The following is a 21,917-nucleotide window of genomic DNA, read 5'->3' on the forward strand; positions in this document are numbered from 1 at the left end:
CAGTGATAAAGTCTGTCGATCATGCAATGAAGCAACGTCCAAACAGGGTGCTTTCAACACTAGGTTAGTCGTAAAATGCCGGTAAAAGTTTCCCGTTCATCATAATACCCACCCATTCAGTCCATCATATCCAGTCGTCATGCGTATTGCGATCGCCTACCTCAGTGTTGTTTTACTATGGGCCACGACCCCGTTGGCCATCAAATGGAGCGGCGAAGGCCCCGGTTTTCTGTTCGGCGTGACCGGGCGCATGGTGATCGGCATCGTCTGCATCGGCATGGTATTGCTGCTCACGAAACAGCGCCTGATCTGGCAGCGCAAGGCCAGGCAGACTTATCTGGCGGTCGCGGTGCAGATATACGGTGCGATGATCGTGGTGTATTGGGCCGCACAATTCATTCCGTCCGGCTGGATTTCGGTGTTGTTCGGCCTGACGCCGCTGCTCACCGCCTTGCTGGCCCGCCTCTGGCTTGGGCAGCGCGAACTGAATTTCAGCAAATTGCTCAGCTATCTGCTCGGCGTCGGCGGCCTTGCGCTCATGTTCGGCTCGGCCCTGACGCTGGGCCGGGACGCCGTGCTCGGCATCGGGGCGGTCATCTTGGGCGCCTGTTTGCAGTCGTTCAGCGCGCTATGGATCAAACGGATTGACGCGGGGCTGCCGGCATTGACGCAGGTCGCCGGTGGCCTGCTCTTCGCATTGCCCGCCTATTTGCTGACCTGGGGCATTTTCGACGGCGAATGGCCAAGGCATTTCACAGCGACCAGCGTCGCTTCGATCGTTTACCTGGGCGTGATTGCAACGACCGCGGGCTTCGTGCTGTATTATTATTTGCTGACCCAGCTTGCGGCGACGCGCGTGGCGCTGATCACGCTGATTTCGCCGGTGCTGGCGCTGCTGCTCGGCCATGCGGTCAACGATGAACCGATCACGCCAAACGTGCTGGCCGGCGCACTGTCGATATTTTCCGCCCTGCTGCTGCACGAATACGCCGGAAAACGCCCGTCCGGAGGCCGCCGGAAGGCACGCGCTGCGACTTCCGCAAGCCCTAACGGCCGCAGCCGGCCTGCGCTCAAGCGGCCTAGTAGATACCGTTAGTGAAATAGTTCTGCCCAATTCCCAAATTTAATGCTACTATGAAGACTCTATTAAAGAGTGAGCCGGAGGGTTTATCCGTCCGGATGTTTTGCGCCAAAACAATTGGCGGTTTTTCAGAAGAGTATTTTATGTCAGATCTGGTTACAGGCACCGTTAAATGGTTCAATGATGAAAAGGGCTTTGGCTTCATCGCCCAGGAAGGTGGCAAGGATGTTTTTGTTCACCACAGCGCGATTAACGGCACTGGCCGGAAAACGTTACGCGAAGGCCAAAAAGTCACGATGAAAGTGACTCAAGGCCAAAAAGGGCCGCAAGCCGAGAATGTAACACCGGTCTAAACCAGATCAAACCCGCCCAAGAGCGTCTTAGGCGGGTTTTTTATTATGGTTTGACCCGCCTCGGTGCGTGCGCCGAGGCCGCTAATTCGCTAGCCGCCTGCGGCATCGGCCAATCCGCCGATGCCGTCAGGATTTTTTACGCCCGCATATCGTCCTGTCATCGAACGATGATGGCTCGGGCACGGCGCTCTCCGCGAACAGCGATTGCCCGACCTCCTCCGCCATGGCATTGCGCTTCGCAATAGCCGTCCCGCGTTCATCGACAGCGCAAACTGTCGGTGTGGATTCCTATTTCCCAGAAAAAACGAACCCTCTCGATTGCGTCGCATTTGCGCATTGCATGGCCTCAATAAGACGTTCGGCGGATGCATCATCCAATGCATTTCATGATGGACAGAAAATTCCACATGTTAGTACGCCTCCTGCATTCCCGCATTCCAGCGCCATAAAACGATGCCGCAGATGCTGAGAAAGCGCTGGGATATGTTGTAGAATGGCCGCATTTTGGGCTCTCCTTGTACACGGAAAACCCGCGAACGGAAGAATCGAAACCGATGAATGCAAGCAAACGACTGGCGATTTTTGACCGCCTGGCCGAGGCGATCCCCGAACCGACCACCGAACTGCAATACCGTACGCCGTTTGAGTTATTGGTCGCGGTCGTCCTGTCCGCCCAGGCGACCGACAAAGGCGTCAATAAGGCCACAGCAAAACTGTTTCCGGTTGCGAACACGCCAGAGGCCATTCTGGCGCTCGGCTTGGACGGACTGAAGGCCTACATTAAAACGATCGGCCTGTTCAACACCAAGGCCGCCAACATCATCGCGCTGTGCCGCCAGTTGCTCGACCTGCACCACGGCGAAGTGCCAACCACGCGCGAAGCCTTGGAAGCGCTGCCCGGCGTCGGGCGCAAAACCGCCAATGTGATCCTGAACACCGCCTTCGGCCACGCGACGATCGCGGTCGACACGCATATTTTTAGAGTCGCGAACCGGACCGGCCTTGCGCCCGGCAAGAACGTGCGCGAAGTCGAACAAAAACTGGATAAATGGACGCCCGGTAAACACAAGAAGGATGCGCATCATTTGCTGATTCTGCATGGCCGTTATACCTGCACGGCCCGCAAACCGAAATGTCCTATCTGCGTGATCGAAGACCTGTGCGAATACCGGGATAAAACCGCGAGCCTGTGAGCCGAACAACGCTAAAGCAGAGGGCTTCGCCGCATCTTGTGAATCAAATTGGCAAGCAGCGACCGATCCGTTATGATTGCAAAATTGCACAGCCCATCCCTGCAGCCGCCCTTATGAACGAAAACCCGCACGATGCCGCCGACGCTTACCGGCAATTGCTCGACGCACAGCAAACGCTGTTGCTGTCGACCTGTTCCGCCGATTCGCAGCCGGACATCAGCTATGCACCTTTCGTGCGTGACGAACAGGGGCATTTTTACATCTTCATCAGCGCATTGGCTAAGCACACCCGCAACCTGCTGCAAAATCCGAAGGCTTCGGTCCTCTTCATCGAGCCGGAAGCCGGCTGCCGCAATCTGTTTGCGCGGGCCCGTATCGTGTTCAACTGCCGCGCCCGGACGATTGCGCCGGGCGAGCCTGCCTATGACCGTCAACTGCTGGCGCTGGAGGACAAGTTCGGCAATGTGGTGGCGCTGCTGCGCACCCTGCCCGATTTTCATCTGCTCGAACTGACACCCGAAAGCGGGCAGTATGTCGCCGGCTTCGGCAAGGCCTATGCCATCGATTTGCAAGCCGCTACCCTACGCCACCTCGGCGGCTAGCGCCGATACATCGCATTATTATCCATGCCCGCCCAAACGGGCCATTTCATCCCTTTGATTTTTGACACCATAATGAACGACGATTCAATTGTCTATGCGCTCGATTTTGACGGCGTACTCTGCGACAGCGCGGTGGAAACCGCGATGACCGGCTGGAAAGCCGCCGGTAAAATCTGGAACGATATGCCGAAGGCGGCTCCGACTATCCTCATCGACCATTTCCGGGCGGTTCGGCCGCTGATCGAGACCGGCTTCGAGGCGATATTGGCGATGCGGCTGTTATTTCTCGGCGAGACCGTTGCCGGCATTTACAGCGACTACGCGGCCAAAAGCCAAAACCTGCTGCAAGAGCGGCAGATCAGCACCGACGAATTGAAAAAGCTGTTCGGCGCAACTCGCGACCACTGGATTGCGGCCGACCAGGCCGAATGGATAGCGATGAATCCGCTGTTTGACGGCATCGCGGAAAAATTGCAAAGACTCGGCCAGCATAGCACCTGGTATGTCGTGACCACCAAGCAGGAACGTTTCGTCAAACAGATTCTGCAAGCCCATGCGATTGAACTGGAAGACGAGAAGATTTTCGGACTGGACCGCAACCTGAGCAAGCCCGAGGTGCTGAAGGGCTTGGTACAAAGCCATCCGGCCCAAACGCTTTATTTCGCCGAAGACCGCCTGCCGACGCTGCTGAACGTACAAAAACATGCGGAACTGGATAGCATCAAACTGATTTTCGCGTTATGGGGCTATAACACGCCCGAGGATAAAACGCTCGCGGCGGCGCAGCCATTTATGCTGCAAGGGCTTGAGGACTTCCTGGAATCGGAATCGTAAGAGCAGCCTTTTATCGGAGGGGCTGAAAAATACCCAAGCCCCTCCGATGGAAGCATTGTGTCTCTAAAAACCTTAGGGTCTTCCGAATAGCTGCGGCTCTTTAGGCTGTTGCTTCGCCTGCAAGCAATGATATGCCGCATTTTCGTATTTGATCACCAGCGACTGGGTATTTTTATGCTCGTCGAGAAATTTTTCGGCTTCCTCGGCGGTCAGGCTTTTCATCATGAAGGTCGCGATACACATGCAGGGTCTCTCCCAGCGGGCTTTATCGGCTTCCTTGTCGGTCGAATTTTTCAATTCCCGATCGACGCATTGCGCCGCAAAATCGTGTTCGAATTTGTGTTTCCGCACATCGGTGACCGGCACATCATGGGTATGATCAAACGGATTGTGCACATCGCCGGCCGTCTGTATATTTTCGGCTTCCCTCGCGCTCGGTGCTTGTTTGTCCTCGTCGTCCGAGCAGGCCGTCAGCGTGAAGGCAAGCACCAGGCCGGCGCAGGCGGCCATCCAGGCAGGTTTATTCTGTGTTGAGTTTTTCATATTGAGATCATCGTGGTTTCGTTATTATAGTCATGAAGGCGCCCGACCACCTGTGGCTGAATCCCGGCAAGCCGTTCTGTAAAAATGCTGAACTTTATCACTTTCTCAAGGCTTGATCTACTTTCCTCGCCGATAAAAAATCAGCGCGCAGAAATCGCCCGCGCCAACCGGCCGTCCGCGTGAAGGTCTGGTATCATAAGCCTACGATCAATGCTCAGGAATAAGGATGCAGCCGCAACTCGATAATGCCCAAATCAACTCGGATCTGATGCTTCACCGCACAATCATGGCGATCATGGCGGCCTGTTTGGCGGCCGTTGTCGCGGCTTGTATCCTGCAAGGCGAACCCTGGCGGCTGCATTGGCCCGAAGAGCGCCTGATCACCTACCGCACGCTGTTTTATGCGCTCGCGATCATCCTCTTTCCATTGACGAATCTGATCCGCTACATTCAAATGCGCCTGTGTCAGACGATGCCCGGAGACAAACCCGCAAAGCGCCGTTATCTCGCGCCCGTGCTCGTGTCGCTGGTCCTGGTTGAAAACATCGGCGGGTTGGGCGTGGCGCTGTTCCTGCTCGGCGACGGCGCCAATACACTGTATATCTTTACCGGCCTGGCCGCGCTCGGTTTCATTTTGTACCGCCCCAAACCTTCGGAATATCTACGCATCGTCGACGCGCTCGCGCGCAAAGACGATGCATGAACTGCTAAAGGATGCCGATCTTTGCGTCAAATGCGGGCTGTGTCTGCCGCATTGTCCGACCTATGGGCAGACCGGCAATGAAAACGAATCCCCGCGCGGCCGTATCGCGCTGATTCAGGGCTACGCGGGCGGCCATCTCGACGCGACCCCGGCATTGCTCGCCCACATCGACCACTGCCTGTTATGCAGGGCGTGCGAAAAAGCCTGTCCGGCCGAAGTGCCCTATGGCCGGCTGGTCGACCGTTTTCGCGCACAGACCCAGGTCATGCAGCCTTTTTCGCCGGCCGTGGCGCTGCTCAAACGGCTCGCGGTCAATCCCACGCTTAAGCGCTGGGCACAGGCGGGACTTCGCTTTTACCAAAGCCCTTCGATCAAACGGCTCGGCCTGCTGCGCTTGCTCAATTTGGGCACCCTCAATCGGCTGCTGCCCGCCGGCAACGCCCCCGCAGAAGCGCTTAAAAGTCACTACGCCGCCTCCGGCAACGCCAAAGGCGAGGTCGGCCTGTTCACCGGCTGCATCGCTACGCTGCTAGACTCTGCAACGCTGCGCGCAGCCATCAAATGCCTGACCGCGGCCGGATTCGATGTTCACGTGCCTGCCGAACAAACGTGCTGCGGCGCGCTCGCACAGCATGACGGCGATGTGGATGCGGCGGCTCAACTGGCGGCAAAGAATTGCCGCGCCTTCGCGATGCCGAATCTGACCGCGATCGTAACGGTCGCCTCCGGCTGCGGCGCGCAGTTGAAAGACTATCAAAATGCCGAGGCGGCGGGAAAAGTGGTCGATGCGAGCCGGTTTTTAGCCGAAAACGCCGATTTTTCGGATCGGCTCATCCCGCTCGCGGCGACTGTCTGCCTGCATACGCCGTGTTCGCTGAAAAACGCGATGCGCGAGGAACAAGGCGCTTTGACTTTATTGCGGCAGATTCCCGACCTGAAGGTGATTGAGCTGCCCCAAACAACGCATTGCTGCGGCGCGGCCGGCAGTTATGTGTTGAAACACCCGAAGATGGCGAAGACGTTGGTTGATCAGCTACTGGACGCGGCCATCGCGACGCAAGCCGGGACCTTGATCACATCGAATATCGGCTGCGCGTTGCATCTGGCGGCCGGACTGCGGGAAAGAGGGAAAACCCTAGAGGTGCTGCACCCGCTGGCGTTGCTGGCGCGGCAATTGCCGTGAAGACTGCGCAACGCCTCGATGAAGCGTTGCGGCCGGCGTTCCCTCGCAGTACATGAGAACGCCCAAAAGCGCTTAATCGGCCACTTTGATCTTTTTGCGGCGGTAATTGTGTCCGTAAAATATTTCGGTGACTTCGGTTTGCAGCTTCTTTTCGATTTCCACTTTTTGTATCTCGTTTAAATTACTTTCTTTTTCAAAAAGATAATTTTCGAGCTCGAACTCCTTCAACATCATCTTGGTGTGGAAGATGTTTTCCTGATATACGTTCACGTCGATCATCTGATACAGTTCCTGCGTATCCTTCGCGATATAGTTCTGGATCGAGGTGATGTTGTGATCGATATAATGCTTCTTGCCGGTAATGTCGCGGGTAAAGCCGCGCACCCGGTAGTCCATGATCACGATGTCCGACTCGAAGCTGTGAATCAGATAATTCAGCGCCTTGAGCGGCGAAATGCGGCCGCAGGTCGACACGTCGATGTCCGCCCGGAACGTGCTGATGCCGTTGTCGGGATGGCTCTCGGGATAGGTATGCACCGTGATGTGGCTTTTATCGAGGTGCGCCAGCACGGTGTCGGGCAAGGGACCCGGCGTCTGACTGTTCATGCTCGGCGGAGGCGGCGAGTCGCCTTCCGAAATCAGCATCGTCACGCTGGCACCCTGCGGCTCGTAGTCCTGATGCGCAATATTCAGGATCTGCGCGCCGATGATCTCGGCCACATCCTTCAAAATTTGCGTCAGGCGGTCGGCATTATAGGCTTCATCGATATACTCGATATAAGCTTTTTGCTGCTCGGCCGGCGCATAACAAACATCATAGATATTGAAACTCAGCGACTTCGTCAGATTGTTAAAGCCGTGTAATTGCAATTTGTTTTTCAATTCATTAAACCTCGATCACTTCAAAATCATGGGTGATTTCCACCCCTGCCTTACCCAGCATTATCGATGCGGAGCAATATTTTTCCGCCGACAATTTGACGGCTCTCTCGACCACCGCTTCCTTCAAATTGCGGCCCTTGACGATGAAATGCAGGTGAATTTTACTGAACACGGCCGGCACCGCATCGACGCGTTCGGCCGTCAGTTCGGCCACGCAATCGACGATGTCATTCTTGCCCTTTTGCAGAATCTGCACGACATCAAATGACGAACAGCCGCCCACGCCCAGCAACAGCATTTCCATCGGACGCAAGCCCATATTCCGTCCACCGTGGTCGGGCGGACCGTCCATCACGACCGCGTGACCGCTGCCGGATTCGCCGACAAACATCACGCCGTCAACCCATTTGACAGTCGCTTTCATTGCTTTTTTATCCCCGATAAAAAAAGACGCATAGAGTAGCACAGAAATGCGGATTGACAGAGATTCGATATTGATTTTTTTGTCAAAATCCCCTACTGCATCTTGTCATTCTAATGCCATGAATCGGAAAGGAATACATCGAGGCTTAAGCCCCACCTTTTCACTCCTTTTTCTCCAACGTGAAGGGAGATCACACCGGACAATCTGAATAAAATCGGCTAAGATCGGGAGTTTGGCTCACATCGCCTCAAATCGAAGGTCAAGGCATGCTGCCAGCATAAACCGGATGCGTGACAGGAAGATGAAATATCAACTCGCCCACACAAGCCTCCGCCAGGAGGATCGGACGCAAGTCGACAGCTTCGAGGGATACAGGAAGGACCGGCGCGAATTTATTTTACATGAGGGGGGATCATGCAAATAAATCCGCGCCGATTGCTGTTGGCAGGAAAAATTAACCGGTAAAGCAGCGGTTTAGCTCTTGCCCGGAATCAGACCCGCCGTGCCGGGTTTCAGACGCTTGCAGGTCACGACGACATCTTCGACGTGGCATTGTTTTTTACCCGCATCGGCGCCTGTACACTCATTACAAACAGCCTTGCCATTGTCTTTGACTTCGGAAACATACCAGCCGTAGCCCTGGGTTTGGCAAAAACGTTTGCTGTAGTTGTTGATATTATAAGGTTTGGTCGCCTTCGCGATCGCTTCAGACTCAGCGGCGCAGCCGGGTGAAGCCAGGGTGTTGCCCATCAAGTCTCTAAAGATATACTCGGATGCCGAAGCGCCGCCCGAAAATACGGTCAAGGCAACGATCAGCCATGTAAAATTACGTTTCATAGTTTATCCTGTTCGGAATGTTTAAGAGCTCAACTGCGCTCCATCTTGACCGAACATGAAGCCGATCAATAAAACGCGCATGCAGCCAAATGCGTCGCACACCGTGACCGCGCCAAGCCATCCTGTCATTGCAGACCCGAATTGGCGCGGTTTTCCGCAAGCACAACGTCAATGTATCGAGAATTAATTCAGCACGCGAATATTCATGGATACTATTTCATCGTCCGCCAATTGCTTGATCGGAGCATATTTTTCATTTTCGCTTTGCTTGACCATCAGGATGCCGGTCACGATCACAAAGACCGCGCAACCTACATAAATCCAAAACCGGTCTTTAACTTGTACTTCTTCGCTAATACTGCTCATAGTGTCCACCTCGAATAGATAACCAAAATTATTGTGCCTTGAACCCGCCTGCCGCGTGTTTCTTCGCCCATCAAGCCGGCTTGGCTGCAGAGCGGATCACGTCCCGGTGATCCGTGTTTGGCAACCCTTTGACGCCCAATCACCTCTGCGTTCCTTGCGCTACACCGGCATCCCGCCGGCGGGGTTGCAGCGTATAAACCCAGGTTTATCGAAGACTGGCTCAGGCGCCGCGGCTCCTGAACTGCTCCTCGCTGCAACGCGTCATTGACGCAGTTCGGGCGCTCACTACATAATGGAGTTACTCAGTCCAAGATTCTTCCCGAATCGGCTCTCCTATCGCGACAAGCGTTTATATTTCTTATTTTCGGTCATTACGCCGCCGCGACCCGTACAACGAAAACTATCGCCATTTCCAATAGTAGTGAATCGATACTATAGTTGCAGTTATCTGCCGTGTCAATGAATTTCGAGTCGAAATCATAGAAAGTCTATTTTTCCTGCCCGCGCATCCCTAATCGAATGGAAAACCCGCCCATCGCGACCGCCGCGATGGCCGCGCCGAAGCCAGCCGCATTGCAATGAGTACGGCGGCAAAGGCGCTTTTCTGCGATAATACCGCCGCTCGTTTAATCCCTGATTGACTGAAAACCTGGCAATAATCTCCACTTGACTCGGTAAAACCATCTCCAATGAAGGACAAAAAATTCAAACCCTGCGATCTGGTTATTTATGGCGCCCTCGGCGATTTAACCCGGCGCAAGCTGCTCATTTCGCTATACCGCCTCGAAAACGCCAATTTGCTCGAACCCGATACGCGCATCATCGGCGTTGACCGGCATCCCGGCGAAGGCGCTTTCTATATCGATGTGGCGCACCAGAGCCTTAAGCAATTTTTGAATGAAAAACTGGACGAAGCCGTCTGGAAACGCTTTTCAAGCCGGCTGTCCTATCTCCAGATCGATCTGACGCAGATGGAGCAGTATCAGCGCCTGCACGAGGTGATCGACCAACAAAGCCGGGTGATGGTCAATTATTTCGCGGTCGCGCCGTTTTTATTCAAGCCCATCTGCCAGGGCCTCGATCAATCCGGCATCCTGACGCCCGCGGCGCGGATGGTGATGGAAAAGCCGATCGGCCATAACCTGAAGTCCTCGATCGAAATCAACGACGAAGTCGCGAAAGTATTCAACGAAGACCAGGTTTACCGGATCGATCATTACCTCGGCAAGGAAACGGTGTTGAATCTCCTGGCCTTGCGTTTCGCGAATTCGATCTTCACGAACAACTGGGACCACAACACGATCGACCATATCCAGATCACCGTCGCCGAAGACATCGGCATCGAGGGACGCTGGGAGTATTTCGACAAGACCGGACAGCTGCGCGACATGGTGCAGAACCATCTGCTGCAAATCCTGACCTTCATCGCAATGGAGCCGCCGGCCAACCTGGAAGCCGAAAGCATCCACAACGAAAAGATCAAGGTGCTGAAAGCGTTGCGGCCGATCACGGCCAAGAATGTCGATGAAAAAACCGTGCGCGGCCAATATAGCGCCGGTTACGTGAAGCGCAGCCCGGTGCCCGGCTACCTCGAAGAAGAAGGCGCGAATGTCGACAGCACGACCGAAAGCTTCGTCGCGATCCGGGTCGATATCGACAACTGGCGCTGGGCCGATGTGCCGTTCTATCTGCGCGCCGGCAAGCGCATGCACAACAAGCGCACCGAGATCGTGGTGTATTTCAAGCGCGTGCCGCACAACATCTTCAAGGACAGCTATCTGCGCCTGCCGCCGAACAAACTGGTCATCCATTTGCAGCCGAACGAAGGCGTCGAAATCGAGATGCTGAACAAGGTGCCCGGCATCGATGAAAACTTGAAGATTCAAAAAACCAAGCTCGACTTGAGCTTTTCCGAAGAATTTAAAAAGAGCCGGATTTTCGGCGGCTACGAAAAGCTGGTGCTGGAAGCGATGCGCGGCAATCCGACGCTGTTTTTGAGCCGTGAGGAGATCGAGCAGGCCTGGACCTGGATCGATTCGATCCAGAATGCCTGGGCCAAATCTCCGGAAAAACCGAAGCCGTATCAGGCCGGCACCTGGGGGCCGATTGCGTCCGATCTGCTGCTCGACCGCGATGGCCGGGCCTGGGAAGGCTGAGGGGTACGCCGCAGGGTGGATTCGTGCGCCGGCGCTGATTCACCCGGCAAGATTTCTGAACGCTCGAACCAGTCTTTGGCTCAAAGAATTATTTATTATCATTGGCGCACTTTAACAAGGTGTCGCCGCACAGTAGGTACTCACCATGCATCCAGTCATTGAAAAAGTCACTCGCGACGTGATCAAACGCAGCCGCGAAAGCCGCGCCATCTATCTTGCCCGCGTCGATTCGGCGGTCGAACAAGGCCCTCGCCGGCTGACGCTCGGCTGCGGCAACCTCGCGCACGGTTTCGCGGCCTGCTCCGCGACCGAAAAATCCGATCTGGCCGGCCCGCAAAAAGCAAATATCGCGATCATCTCGTCATACAACGACATGCTGTCCGCGCACGAACCCTACCGGGAAGCCCCCGAGCAGATCAAGCAAGCCATCCGCGAGGCCGGCGGCGTCGCCCAGTTCGCAGGCGGCGTGCCGGCGATGTGCGACGGCATCACCCAGGGCCAGCCCGGCATGGAGTTGTCGCTGTTCAGCCGCGACGTGATCGCGATGGCGACGGCGGTAGGACTCAGCCACAACATGTTCGACGGCGCGCTGTATCTCGGCGTCTGCGACAAGATCGTACCGGGCCTGCTGATCGGCGCATTGAGTTTCGGCCATCTGCCGGCCGTGTTCGTGCCGGCGGGACCGATGCCCAGCGGCATCACGAACAAGGAAAAATCGCGCGCCCGACAAAAATACGCCGAAGGCAAAATCAGCCGCCAAGAACTGCTCGAATCCGAGTCGAAATCCTACCACGGCCCCGGCACCTGTACCTTCTACGGCACCGCGAACAGCAATCAGATGATGGTCGAGATCATGGGCCTGCATTTGCCCGGCTCTTCGTTCATCAATCCTTATACGCCGCTACGCGACGAGTTGACCAAGGCCGCCGCCCAGCAGGTGCTCAAATTCACCGCGCTCGGCGACGATTTCCGTCCGATCGGCCATGTGATCAACGAGAAGGCGATCCTGAACGCGATCATCGGCCTGCTCGCGACCGGCGGCTCGACCAACCACACGATGCACTTGATCGCGATCGCGCGCGCGGCCGGCATCATCATCAACTGGGACGATTTCGATGCGCTGTCTCGGGTCGTGCCATTGTTGACCCGCATCTATCCGAACGGCCCGGCCGACGTGAACCATTTCCAGGCGGCCGGCGGCATGGGCGTGCTGATCGCCGAACTCTTGGCCCACGGCCTACTGCATGAAGACACTCTGACCATCGCCGACGGCAAGGGCATGCACAACTACACCCAGGAGCCGAAACTTAAAGACGGTCACTTGGTTTGGGAGCCCTGCCCTGCCGCCTCGCTCGACACCGAAGTGCTCAGGCCCGTCGCCTCGCCTTTCGACGCCTCCGGCGGCCTGCATGTGATGCACGGCAACCTGGGCCGCGGCGTCTCGAAAGTGTCCGCGGTCAGCAAGGATCACCGTGAAGTGCAAGCGCCGGCCGTCGTCTTCGACGATCAGGACGACATGATGGCCGCCTTCAAACGCGGCGAACTGGACAAGGATTTCATCGCAGTGATCCGCTTCCAGGGCCCAAAATCGAACGGCATGCCGGAACTGCATAAACTGACGCCGCCGTTGGGCCTCTTGCAAGACAAGGGCTACAAAGTCGCCCTGCTCACCGACGGCCGTATGTCCGGCGCCTCCGGCAAGATCCCTTCGGCGATCCACATGTGCCCGGAATGCGCAGACGGCGGCCCTCTGGCGAAAGTCCGCAACGGCGACATGATCTATCTGAACACCGAAACCGGCGAAGTGAACGTACTGGTTGACAAGGACGAGTTCAATGCGCGCAAACCCGCGGTCAACAGTGCGAAAGATCACCATCACGGCATGGGCCGCGAACTGTTCGCGGGCTTCCGGCTGAACGCCTCGTCCGCCGAAACCGGCGCAACGAACGTGTTCGTTTACGATTAAGACAAACCGACTCTCCCTTTGATCAGGGAGGGTTATCGGCCTGGAGCGTGGCGGGATCAATATCCCGCCACGCTCAATTCTCCTCCCTTCTCCCACCCCCTTCCCGGCTATAAGCCGGAATCTTGCCAGGAATTAATCCCGCATTAAGATTGTCCGAAATTGCGGGATTTTTGTCTCTTATCCAGCAAAAAAATGTAGCAGTCTAATAGCCAGTCCAAAAGCCACGGGGGATGACTTCCATGACCCACGCCAGACAATCGATCCTCTTGCAGCATCGCCACATCGCGATGCTAATCTATCCGGACTGCGAAATTGTCGATGTGACCGGCCCGATGGATGTGTTTTTTTTCGCCAATTACGCGTTGCGTTTAGCCGGACAGATTGCCGAAACAGAGTCGGTCTACTCTCTATCGCTGATCGCGGAACAGGCAGGGCCAGTCAGAACCGCTTCCGGAATGCGGCTTGTAGCCGATATTGCCTACGAAGATGTCACCGAAAACATAGACACTTTATTTGTCACCGGCGCTCCTCTGAAGGCTGCCGCCTTGCAGGATGAGAAAATTTCACGTTGGCTGAGGCACATGATGCCCAAAGTTCGGCGTATGGCCTCGATTTGCACCGGCGCATTTTTCCTTGCCGAAAGCGGGCTGTTGAATAACCGCAAAGCCACCACCCACTGGCGTTATTGCGAATTGCTGGCTAACCAGTACCGGCATGTACAGATTCTACCCGACAAGATCTTCGTCCGCGACGGCAGCATTTATACCTCCGGCGGCGTGACCGCAGGCATCGATTTGGCCTTGAGTTTGGTCGAAGAGGACTGGGGCTGGGAAGTCGCAGCGAGCGTCGCGCGCGGCATGCTGATCTTCATGCGAAGGCCTGGCGGACAATCGCAATTCAGCAGTTTCGCTTTTAACGAGGCAAAAACCCGCAAGGATTTCCGCGAATTGCAAGCCTGGATCGCCAGCCATCCGGAAGAAGACCTGAGCGTCGAAATACTCGCAGGCCGCATGGCGATGAGCCCGAGAAATTTCTCGCGCGTTTTTTGCCATGAAGTCGGCATGACCCCGGCAAAGTTTGTCGAACGCACTCGCCTCGAAGCGGCGCGGAATATGCTGTTGCGCACGGATCTTCCGATGGAAAGTATTGCCGGCAAGTGCGGTTTCAATAACGCCGAACAAATGCGCCGCACGTTTCAACGGTTTTTAACTATTTCTCCGCAGGAGTATCGAGCGAACTTCAAATAGACCGGGCTGCTGCGAGAACGCATTTGCCCTCTTGTCCGAAGCCATTGAAAAAGATTTATCGCTTCAACTTGCCGCACGCCCTTCGGAGAAAAACGCAGCGATGCCGATTTTCGGCCCTGACCCGTCATCACAAAAACAAAGGAGAAGCATCATGCGAATTTTACTGATTTCATCGGCCTACAACGGTTTATGCCAACGGGCGCATGTGGAGCTCGAAGCCTTGGGCCATGACATTTCGATCACGCTGGCATTGAACCCCGACGCCGTGCGTAAAGGCGTGGCCTTGTTTCAACCGGATCTGATCATCTGCCCGTTTTTAAAGGAAAAGATCCCTAAAGACGTGTGGAGCCAGCATCATTGCCTGATTATCCATCCGGGCATCAAGGGCGACCGGGGGCCGTCGTCGCTGGACTGGGCCATCATGAACGACGAACCGGAATGGGGCGTGACCGTGCTGCAGGCGGCCGAGGACATGGACGCCGGCGACATCTGGGCGAGCGAGACTTTTACGGTGCGCCCGGCCAGCAAGGCGGGCATCTACCGGAGCGAACTGACCGAGGCCGCGATCAAAGCGATGCGGCTCGCGGTCAAACGCATCGAGTCCGGCAGCCACGCCCCCGAAGCCCTGGATTATTCAAAACCCGATGTCCGCGGCGAACTCCGCCCCTTGATGAAGCAAGAGCAGCGCAGGATCGATTGGGCGCAGGACTCTGCCTCGACAATCATCAAAAAAATCAACGCCGCCGACAGCGCGCCCGGCGTGCTCGATCGGATCGACGACCTGGAATATTATCTTTACGGCGCGCACGCGGAAAGCCGGCTGCAAGGCAGGCAGCCTGGCGCTATCATCGCCCAGCGCCACGGCGCGATCTGCCGCGCGGCGATCGACGGCGCGGTCTGGATCTCGCATCTGAAGCGCAAGAACAGCGTAAAACAACCGTTTTATCAACGTTTTCTTCCACACGCCAAGCATCTCGATTTCAAGCTGCCGGCCGCCACTATATTGGGCAGCACGCTGAAAAACACGCCGGAAGCGCCGATCGCTCCGTTATTCAACGGAAGCGAGGCGACCTTCAAGGAAATCTGGTACGAAGAAAAAAACCAGGTCGGTTACCTGCATTTCGATTTTCACAACGGCGCGATGTCGACCTTGCAATGCCGCCGTCTGATCGCCTCTTACCGCCTGGCGCTGGCGCGGCCGACCAAGGTTCTGGTGTTGATGGGCGGACGCGATTTTTGGTCGAACGGCATTCATCTGAACATGATCGAGGCGGCCGAAAATCCGGCAGGCGAATCCTGGCGCAATATCAATGCGATCGACGATTTCGTCTATGAAATTTTGACCACCGAAAACAAATTGACCGTCTCTGCGGTCTGGGGCGGCTGCGGCGCCGGCGGCGCGATGGCGATTCTGGCCGCCGACAGGGTCTGGGCGCGCGCGGGCGCGATCTTCAATCCGCATTATAAAACGATGGGCCTGTACGGCTCCGAATACTGGACCTATTCGCTGCCGAAGCGGGTCGGCCCGGTCAAGGCCCTGGAACTGACCGAAACGCCGCTGCCGATCGGCACCCGAAAAGCGAAGGCGATCGGCTATCTGGACGAGATTTTGTCAGACCAACACGAAGACTATCTGCAACAGGTCAAGCAAATGGCCGAGGCGTTGGCGACGGCTCCGCACTATCCGCGCCAGCTCGAAGAAAAACGCAAGCTCCGGCAGAAGGACGAGCGCATCAAACCGTTAGCGGCCTATCGCGCCGCCGAGTTGCGCAAGATGAAAAGCAACTTCTCCGGAAAATTTGACTGCGGCGAAATCAATTATCATCAAGCACGCCACAACTTCGTGCATAAGATCAGGCCAAAGGAAACCGCCGACTATCTGGCCAAACATATGCGCCTCGATGCGGCCAAAACTCAGCGAACTGCGGCAATCCTGGGCTTATTAAGAAGAAGCTCTATTTTTCAAATAGGACCGGAGGGGGACGACAAAATCGATGAACTGCGGCTTAAAGACCGGCGATGAAAATTTTATCGCCGTGGTTTGCCGCTCAAAAGCGATACTGAGTTTGGCAAAGAGGAGACTATCCGACTGATCGGCGAACTCAGCCGGGAAGCGGCCGAAACGCCGCGCCGGCCGATCGTCGGCAGCGCGGTCGCTTTCGAACCGGACACAGAAATCGGCGTCTTTCCGAAAAGGGGACACTCGGTTCCTGATTGAATCTTCCCTAACTATTGGAGTGAGACGGCGATAACCTGCCTCGCCATCAAGACAGTCCTTTAGTGAGTCTTGTCGTAGATGGCTTTCATTTCCTTAAAAGAAGCCAGCCCTTCTCTCAAACTTTGTTCAGCCGGCTGAAGATTGCCGCCTTTCAACTCGTTTTGGGCGCGAACCAGCATGTTAACGGCTTTTTGACGTTGACGTTCGGTCACCTCGAAACGAAACTCTTTTTGTTGTTGGCGCGCGGTGCCGATGGCTTTATTGACGGCCTCGTTATCTCCGCCTTTTTCCATCAAGCTTAAAGCCTGCTCGAGGCTGGCAATAGTGCTGGTAACGGCAGTTGTTACCGCTTCTTCGCCGGCTGGTTTGGCAAATGCGGCTGTTGATACGCTAGAAATTGCGGCCGCCATGGTCAAAGAAACCAGGATTTTTTTGAAAGAATTCATTGCGTTTATTAAACCTAAATAATTGAGAACAGTAATGTTTATATAACCATTAACATGAGACTTTAGGCCAAAAGCGCAAATCCAGATTAACCGACTATATAAGTAGGTTATGGTAACACATAAACTGTAAAACTCGCAGCTCAACCGCACATTCGGCAGCGTCCCGCATCCATTCAATCATCCCGTCGCTATGGTTTTACCTATATTGCCTATAGCAAATGCAGATACCCGTTTAGTCGCCCTTTTTCCCTCTCCACCGCACAACGGCCCACTTGCGCCCTTCCTCCAACACCAGCATGCCCAGCGCACAGGGCAGCATGAACAACCAGACTTCCGGCAGAAGGGGCGCCGCGCCAAAGACCATGTTTCCCCAAGGCGTGTAGACGATCACAACGAGAAGGAAAAGTTCCAAGGCGACACCCCAGAGCAGCAAGCGGTTGGCAAGGAGGCGGGCGCCGAAGAACAGGCTTTGCCCCGGCGTTTTGCAAAGAAACACATTGACGACCTGCATCAGGATGATCGCGCTCAGACAGGCCGTGGTGGCCTGGAGATAAAGCGTGTCGCGGCTTCCCAGGCGTTCGCCCCAGACCCAGCCGCCGCCGTGCAGGACAAAAGCATAAGCCGCCATGGCGGCGGCAGCCTCCAGTAGGCCCAGAAAAAGGTAGGCCCGCAACAGCAAAGACGAGTTGAGCAGCCTTTCCTGGCGCGCCCTGGGCGGCTTTTGCATGATGCCGGGGGCTGGCGGGTCAGCTCCCAAGCCCAAGGCGGGCAGCATGTCCGTGCCCAGATCGACCGCCAGAATTTGCATGATGGTGAGCGGCAAAGGGATGTTGAACAGGGCGAAGGCCAGATAGGGCACCAGTTCCGGGATATTGGAGGTCAGGATATAGGTCAGGAACTTGCGGATATTGTCGTAAACCGCCCGACCCTCCTCGATCGCGGCGACGATGCTGGCGAAATTGTCATCGAGCAGGATCATGTCGGCAGCTTCCTTGGCCACGTCGGTGCCGATCACGCCCATCGCAATGCCGATATCGGCCATTTTCAGCGCCGGGGCATCGTTGACGCCGTCTCCAGTCACCGCCACGACATGCTTCTTCTTTTTCAGCGCGCTCACGATGCGCATTTTCTGATCCGCGCCGACCCGGGCAAAAATGATGTCGGGCGCATCCAGCGCCAGCCGCAACTGGATTTCGGACAACTTCCGCAATTGATCGCCGGTAATGACGGCCGGAGTTTCCGATTGAATTTGGCCGATCTGCCGGCCGATAGCCAGCGCCGTATGCGGATGATCGCCTGTCACCATGATCACCTTGATGCCCGCTTCCCGGCATTTTTCGATGGCGCCTCGAACCTCGGGTCGGGGCGGGTCTTCCAATCCTACCATCCCGCACAAAATCAGATCCTGTTCCACTTGCGCGCCGTTATGTCCCTCTTCCAATTCGCGCCAGGCGAACGCCAGCACGCGTAAACCGTTAGCCGCCATCTCTTCCAGCGCGTGTGTGAAAGCCTGCCGGGCTTCCGGAGTCAGCGGCGTTATTTCAGCACCGGTTTGCACCCGGCTGCATAAAGGCAGCAGCATTTCGAGCGCGCCCTTGCAGTAAACCACCGGTCCCTTGGGCGTCTGGTGCACCGTGGAAAGGCGCTTGCGATCGGTATCGAAGGGCACCTCATTGATTTTGGGGTAGGTAATATGTTCGCCGAGGCAAGTCTTCGCCATGCGCACGAGCGCCACTTCCATTGGATCGCCCAATAACCGCGGCTTGCCGGCGACGACGGTCTCTTTCAGATTATGACAAAGCAAGGCATCCTCAAAAAAACGGCGACTCACCCGCGCCAGTTCGCGCTGGCGCTTGACTTCAATCGGAGCCAGGATTTGGCCGTTCAAATAAAGCGCGGTCACCATCATGCGGTTCTCGGTCAGTGTGCCGGTCTTGTCGGTGCAGATCACCGTTGCCGACCCCAAGGCCTCCACCGACGGTAGATGCCGAATCAGCGCATTGCGCTTGGCCATGCGCTGGGTCGCCATGGCCAGGGACAGCGTAACCGTAGGCAGCAATCCCTCCGGCACATTCGCGACGATGATGCCGATCGCGAAAATGAAGTTCTCCCAGAACGACAAACCCATGCTTTGGCCGATGAAGAAAAACACCACGCCGAGCGAGAGCGCCAGGAGTGCGACGATGCGGCTCAGGCGGAGGATTTCCTGCTGCAGCGGCGAAGTCGACACCCGAGCAGTTTGCGTCAGATGGGCAATCTTGCCAAACTCGGTGTGCATGCCGGTGGCGAAGACAACCGCTCTACCGTCGCCGGACACGATGGAGGTGCCCGCCAACAGCGTATTGCGGCCATGCAGCAGATCTTCTTCGGAGGAGGGTGCTGCATCCCTCGCCTTGGGCATCGACTCGCCGGTGACGGTGGCATTGTTGACCCGTAAGGAAAAAGCTTCGAGCAAGCGGCAATCCGCCGGCACGTTATCGCCTTCCTGCAACAAAATCACATCGCCGGGCACCAGGTCGGCCGCGAGAATCAGACTCATTTTACCGGCGCGCAGCGCCTTGACGGTCTGGGGCAACAGTTTCTCCAAGGCAGCAACAGCGCGCTCGGCGCGGAATTGCTGCCAGAAAGAAAACAAACCGTTGATCACGATCACGCCAAGGATCGCGTAACCCAGCGTATCCATGCCGCCGCCCGGCCGCCGGTAGTCGGCGAAAAAAGCCAGTCCTGCCGCCAGCCACAGAATCAGGGCGAAAAAATGCACGAACTCTTTGATAAAGACCAGCCAAAGCGGCTCGCCCTGAACCTTGTCGATCCGGTTCGGGCCGTATTCGCTCAAACGGCGGCGGGCTTCGTCGCCGGACAAGCCGTCGTGACTGCTGATCAGACTTTTGAGCGCTTCGTCGGGCGAGAGATGATGGATTTTCATCGGTGGCGTTCCCCTTGTAATATAAAGCAGCGCTCAATATTAAGAGGAGGAGGGCTCTGTTTCGTTCCCTGGCACAACAGGAAAACGCCCCATTCAAGCCCCAAGGGCTTTTACCCCATCGAAGGAGATTAACCGAGGCGACTATCCACGAAAAATCCGAAAGCAACGGCTGAACGGATTCTGCTATAAAATTTTTCGCGCCTTTCGTGTTTTTCGCGGACAATGCCTAACACCCGCTGAGGCGGGTGTCGAATTTTAAGGCGCCGCCCCGTTACTTTTCGATATTGAAATACGGCGGCATCTTGTGGACATAAGCCATGTACATCGCATCGGCCATCGTCCACAGCACATCCAGCTTGAATTGCAGAATCTTGACCATCCGCTCCTGCTGTGCGCGGGTCTTATACCAGTCCAGCGTGATCGCAAGACCATGTTCGACATCGCGGCGGGCTTCGGTCAGGCGTTTGCGAAAATAGATGTAGCCTTCCTGCTCGACCCACGGGTAATGCTCGGGCCAGTTGTCGAGGCGCTGTTGATGAATCTTCGGCGCGAACAGCTCGGTCAATGACGAACTGGCGGCTTCGTGCCATTCCGCGCGGCGCGCGAAATTGACATAGGCATCGACCGCGAAACGCACGCCAGGCAGCACATATTTTTCGGACGTGATTTCCTCGCGGGTCAGGCCGACCGCGATGCCGAGTTGAATCCAGGCTTCGATGCCGCCGGGATCGCCCGGATGACCGTCATGGTCGAGAATCCGCTGAATCCATTTGGCGCGCGTCTCGCGGTCCGGGCAATTGGCCAGGATGTTCGCATCCTTCAGCGGGATGCTGACCTGATAGTAATAGCGGTTCGCGACCCAGCCCTGAATCTGCTCGCGGGTCAGCTTGCCTTCATTCATCAGGAGATGATACGGATGATGAATGTGGTAATACTTCTCCATGCCGCGCAATTGGGCTTCAAATTCCTGCCGGCTCCAAGGCTGATTTTCGTTCTGGCTCATGTGGTCTCCGTTATAAATCGATTTCCAAGCCGTCGTAAGCGACTTCGATGCCGTTGGCGTCGAGTGTTTTGCGTTCGGCCGAATCCTCGTCCAGGATCGGATTGGTATTGTTGATATGGATCAAAATCTTGCGCGCCTTGCCGACGCCGTTCAGCACCTCGATCATGCCGCCCTCGCCGGATTGCGGCAAGTGGCCGATCTGCCGCGCCCGCTTCTGGCTGATCTGTTGCGTGCACATTTCGTCGTCGGTCCAGAAGGTGCCGTCGACCATCAGGCAGTCGGCCGCCTGCATCGCCGCCAGCACATGCGGCTCGATCTCGCCGAGTCCCGGCGAATAAAACAGTTTCTTGCCGGTCGAAATCTGCTCGACGATCAGGCCGATATTGTCGCCGTCATGCGGATCGTGGCGGTGCGGCGAATACGGCGGCGCCTTGCTTTTCAAGGCCTGCGTATAAAAACGCAGGTCGTCGATGCCCGGAATCGTGAAACTGCCGCCGTCGGTCGGCACCGGATGGTGATTGACCGTGCAGTAATGCGAGAGCATGTTGAATACCGGGAAACCGGTGGTCAAATCCTGGCGGACCATTTCGCTGCAATAGATGTCGAGCGGCTTGCCTTCCCGCAGCATCAACAGGCCGGTCGTGTGGTCGATCTGGCTGTCGATCAGCAAAATCGCCTTGATGCCGGTATCGCGTATGCCCTGTTGCGGCTGAATCGCCGGAAACGCTTCCAGTTGCGCGCGAATATCGGGCGACGCATTGATCAGCAGCCAGTTACGATTGTCGGTGCTGACCGCGATCGATGACTGGGTGCGGGGCTTGCCGTTCATTTCGCCACGGCGAATCCTGCGGCAGTTGTGGCAATTGCAATTCCATTGCGGAAAACCGCCGCCGGCGCCGGCGCCGAGAACTCTGATCTTCATGAGCTGAAACTATCCTGCTGTGACCGAAAAAT

At 56.2% G+C, this 21,917-nt stretch carries 21 protein-coding genes; 12 read left to right on the forward strand and 9 right to left on the reverse strand.

Annotated features, from left to right (window positions below; translation table 11 throughout):
* Positions 1 to 139 precede the first annotated feature (139 nt).
* From METLA_RS0111960 to METLA_RS0111980, 5 genes are all read left to right on the forward strand, one after another.
* The gene (locus tag METLA_RS0111960) at positions 140 to 1,096 is read left to right on the forward strand and encodes a DMT family transporter (RefSeq protein ID WP_024298775.1); all 957 of its coding nucleotides are present in this window, start codon (positions 140 to 142) and stop codon (positions 1,094 to 1,096) included.
* Between the two features lie 128 nt (positions 1,097 to 1,224).
* The gene (locus METLA_RS0111965) at positions 1,225 to 1,434 is read left to right on the forward strand and encodes a cold-shock protein (protein ID WP_024298776.1); all 210 of its coding nucleotides are present in this window, start codon (positions 1,225 to 1,227) and stop codon (positions 1,432 to 1,434) included.
* Between the two features lie 554 nt (positions 1,435 to 1,988).
* On the forward strand, positions 1,989 to 2,627 hold the full coding sequence (gene nth / locus METLA_RS0111970; RefSeq protein WP_024298777.1) for an endonuclease III: 639 nt from the start codon (positions 1,989 to 1,991) through the stop codon (positions 2,625 to 2,627).
* Positions 2,628 to 2,740: 113 nt separating this feature from the next.
* On the forward strand, positions 2,741 to 3,229 hold the full coding sequence (locus METLA_RS0111975) for a HugZ family pyridoxamine 5'-phosphate oxidase (RefSeq protein WP_024298778.1): 489 nt from the start codon (positions 2,741 to 2,743) through the stop codon (positions 3,227 to 3,229).
* Between the two features lie 72 nt (positions 3,230 to 3,301).
* Positions 3,302 to 4,063, forward strand: a complete 762-nt coding sequence (locus METLA_RS0111980; RefSeq protein WP_024298779.1) for an HAD family hydrolase — start codon at positions 3,302 to 3,304, stop codon at positions 4,061 to 4,063.
* A gap of 72 nt (positions 4,064 to 4,135) precedes the next feature.
* On the opposite strand, the gene METLA_RS0111985 is transcribed toward METLA_RS0111980, so the two are convergent.
* On the reverse strand, positions 4,136 to 4,606 hold the full coding sequence (locus tag METLA_RS0111985; protein ID WP_024298780.1) for a hypothetical protein: 471 nt from the start codon (positions 4,604 to 4,606) through the stop codon (positions 4,136 to 4,138).
* Positions 4,607 to 4,874: 268 nt separating this feature from the next.
* Between METLA_RS0111985 and METLA_RS0111990 the strand changes: the two genes are divergently transcribed.
* Together METLA_RS0111990 and METLA_RS0111995 are read left to right on the forward strand one after the other, a co-directional pair.
* Complete coding sequence (locus METLA_RS0111990) at positions 4,875 to 5,309, forward strand: hypothetical protein (RefSeq protein ID WP_245598787.1); 435 nt, start codon at positions 4,875 to 4,877, stop codon at positions 5,307 to 5,309.
* A complete protein-coding gene (locus METLA_RS0111995; RefSeq protein WP_024298782.1) occupies positions 5,302 to 6,492 on the forward strand; it encodes a (Fe-S)-binding protein in 1,191 nt (396 codons plus the stop codon). Before METLA_RS0111990 ends, METLA_RS0111995 begins: the two co-directional genes overlap by 8 nt.
* 72 nt (positions 6,493 to 6,564) lie before the next feature.
* Here the strand turns inward: METLA_RS0111995 and speD are convergent, their stop codons facing one another.
* The 4 genes from speD to METLA_RS23225 form a co-directional block, all read right to left on the reverse strand.
* Positions 6,565 to 7,374 carry an adenosylmethionine decarboxylase gene (gene speD, locus METLA_RS0112000; protein WP_024298783.1) on the reverse strand — a complete coding sequence of 270 codons (810 nt, stop codon included), beginning with the start codon at positions 7,372 to 7,374 and terminating at the stop codon, positions 6,565 to 6,567.
* A 4-nt stretch (positions 7,375 to 7,378) separates the two neighbouring features.
* Complete coding sequence (locus tag METLA_RS0112005) at positions 7,379 to 7,798, reverse strand: OsmC family protein (protein ID WP_024298784.1); 420 nt, start codon at positions 7,796 to 7,798, stop codon at positions 7,379 to 7,381.
* 474 nt (positions 7,799 to 8,272) lie between these two features.
* Complete coding sequence (locus METLA_RS0112010) at positions 8,273 to 8,635, reverse strand: hypothetical protein (RefSeq protein WP_024298785.1); 363 nt, start codon at positions 8,633 to 8,635, stop codon at positions 8,273 to 8,275.
* 183 nt (positions 8,636 to 8,818) lie between these two features.
* Complete coding sequence (locus tag METLA_RS23225) at positions 8,819 to 9,001, reverse strand: hypothetical protein (RefSeq protein WP_036281688.1); 183 nt, start codon at positions 8,999 to 9,001, stop codon at positions 8,819 to 8,821.
* Between the two features lie 689 nt (positions 9,002 to 9,690).
* Between METLA_RS23225 and zwf the strand changes: the two genes are divergently transcribed.
* The 5 genes from zwf to METLA_RS22965 all read left to right on the forward strand — a co-directional run bounded on the left by zwf (position 9,691) and on the right by METLA_RS22965 (position 16,588).
* Positions 9,691 to 11,157: a glucose-6-phosphate dehydrogenase gene (zwf, locus tag METLA_RS0112025; RefSeq protein ID WP_024298786.1), complete on the forward strand. Its 1,467-nt coding sequence runs from the start codon at positions 9,691 to 9,693 to the stop codon at positions 11,155 to 11,157.
* A 145-nt stretch (positions 11,158 to 11,302) separates the two neighbouring features.
* Positions 11,303 to 13,123 (forward strand): phosphogluconate dehydratase, encoded by a 1,821-nt coding sequence (gene edd / locus METLA_RS0112030; RefSeq protein ID WP_024298787.1) that lies wholly within the window; start codon positions 11,303 to 11,305, stop codon positions 13,121 to 13,123.
* A 239-nt stretch (positions 13,124 to 13,362) separates the two neighbouring features.
* Positions 13,363 to 14,370, forward strand: coding sequence for a GlxA family transcriptional regulator (locus METLA_RS0112035; protein WP_024298788.1), 1,008 nt, complete (start codon positions 13,363 to 13,365; stop codon positions 14,368 to 14,370).
* Between the two features lie 151 nt (positions 14,371 to 14,521).
* Positions 14,522 to 16,393, forward strand: a complete 1,872-nt coding sequence (locus METLA_RS0112040; RefSeq protein ID WP_024298789.1) for a hydrogenase maturation protein — start codon at positions 14,522 to 14,524, stop codon at positions 16,391 to 16,393.
* 18 nt (positions 16,394 to 16,411) lie between these two features.
* Complete coding sequence (locus tag METLA_RS22965) at positions 16,412 to 16,588, forward strand: hypothetical protein (RefSeq protein ID WP_161635408.1); 177 nt, start codon at positions 16,412 to 16,414, stop codon at positions 16,586 to 16,588.
* 59 nt (positions 16,589 to 16,647) lie between these two features.
* Here the strand turns inward: METLA_RS22965 and METLA_RS0112050 are convergent, their stop codons facing one another.
* From METLA_RS0112050 to pqqB, 4 genes are all read right to left on the reverse strand, one after another.
* Positions 16,648 to 17,034: a hypothetical protein gene (locus tag METLA_RS0112050; protein WP_024298790.1), complete on the reverse strand. Its 387-nt coding sequence runs from the start codon at positions 17,032 to 17,034 to the stop codon at positions 16,648 to 16,650.
* A 232-nt stretch (positions 17,035 to 17,266) separates the two neighbouring features.
* Positions 17,267 to 19,960, reverse strand: coding sequence for a cation-translocating P-type ATPase (locus METLA_RS0112055; protein WP_024298791.1), 2,694 nt, complete (start codon positions 19,958 to 19,960; stop codon positions 17,267 to 17,269).
* 271 nt (positions 19,961 to 20,231) lie between these two features.
* Positions 20,232 to 20,963: a pyrroloquinoline-quinone synthase PqqC gene (gene pqqC / locus METLA_RS0112060; protein ID WP_024298792.1), complete on the reverse strand. Its 732-nt coding sequence runs from the start codon at positions 20,961 to 20,963 to the stop codon at positions 20,232 to 20,234.
* 10 nt (positions 20,964 to 20,973) lie between these two features.
* Positions 20,974 to 21,885, reverse strand: a complete 912-nt coding sequence (gene pqqB / locus METLA_RS0112065) for a pyrroloquinoline quinone biosynthesis protein PqqB (protein WP_024298793.1) — start codon at positions 21,883 to 21,885, stop codon at positions 20,974 to 20,976.
* Positions 21,886 to 21,917: the final 32 nt, after the last annotated feature.

The sequence above is a fragment of the Methylomicrobium lacus LW14 genome (genome assembly GCF_000527095.1).
Classification (GTDB): Bacteria; Pseudomonadota; Gammaproteobacteria; order Methylococcales; family Methylomonadaceae; genus Methylomicrobium; species Methylomicrobium lacus.

Coding starts and splice junctions, on each gene's coding strand:
- METLA_RS0111960 (WP_024298775.1), top strand. CDS start 140: ATGCGTATTGCGATCGCCTACCTCAGTGTTGTTTTACTATGGGCCACG.
- METLA_RS0111965 (WP_024298776.1), top strand. CDS start 1,225: ATGTCAGATCTGGTTACAGGCACCGTTAAATGGTTCAATGATGAAAAG.
- nth (WP_024298777.1), top strand. CDS start 1,989: ATGAATGCAAGCAAACGACTGGCGATTTTTGACCGCCTGGCCGAGGCG.
- METLA_RS0111975 (WP_024298778.1), top strand. CDS start 2,741: ATGAACGAAAACCCGCACGATGCCGCCGACGCTTACCGGCAATTGCTC.
- METLA_RS0111980 (WP_024298779.1), top strand. CDS start 3,302: ATGAACGACGATTCAATTGTCTATGCGCTCGATTTTGACGGCGTACTC.
- METLA_RS0111985 (WP_024298780.1), bottom strand. CDS start 4,606: ATGAAAAACTCAACACAGAATAAACCTGCCTGGATGGCCGCCTGCGCC.
- METLA_RS0111990 (WP_245598787.1), top strand. CDS start 4,875: ATGCTTCACCGCACAATCATGGCGATCATGGCGGCCTGTTTGGCGGCC.
- METLA_RS0111995 (WP_024298782.1), top strand. CDS start 5,302: ATGCATGAACTGCTAAAGGATGCCGATCTTTGCGTCAAATGCGGGCTG.
- METLA_RS0112005 (WP_024298784.1), bottom strand. CDS start 7,798: ATGAAAGCGACTGTCAAATGGGTTGACGGCGTGATGTTTGTCGGCGAA.
- METLA_RS0112010 (WP_024298785.1), bottom strand. CDS start 8,635: ATGAAACGTAATTTTACATGGCTGATCGTTGCCTTGACCGTATTTTCG.
- METLA_RS23225 (WP_036281688.1), bottom strand. CDS start 9,001: ATGAGCAGTATTAGCGAAGAAGTACAAGTTAAAGACCGGTTTTGGATT.
- zwf (WP_024298786.1), top strand. CDS start 9,691: ATGAAGGACAAAAAATTCAAACCCTGCGATCTGGTTATTTATGGCGCC.
- edd (WP_024298787.1), top strand. CDS start 11,303: ATGCATCCAGTCATTGAAAAAGTCACTCGCGACGTGATCAAACGCAGC.
- METLA_RS0112035 (WP_024298788.1), top strand. CDS start 13,363: ATGACCCACGCCAGACAATCGATCCTCTTGCAGCATCGCCACATCGCG.
- METLA_RS0112040 (WP_024298789.1), top strand. CDS start 14,522: ATGCGAATTTTACTGATTTCATCGGCCTACAACGGTTTATGCCAACGG.
- METLA_RS0112050 (WP_024298790.1), bottom strand. CDS start 17,034: ATGAATTCTTTCAAAAAAATCCTGGTTTCTTTGACCATGGCGGCCGCA.
- METLA_RS0112055 (WP_024298791.1), bottom strand. CDS start 19,960: ATGAAAATCCATCATCTCTCGCCCGACGAAGCGCTCAAAAGTCTGATC.
- pqqC (WP_024298792.1), bottom strand. CDS start 20,963: ATGAGCCAGAACGAAAATCAGCCTTGGAGCCGGCAGGAATTTGAAGCC.
- pqqB (WP_024298793.1), bottom strand. CDS start 21,885: ATGAAGATCAGAGTTCTCGGCGCCGGCGCCGGCGGCGGTTTTCCGCAA.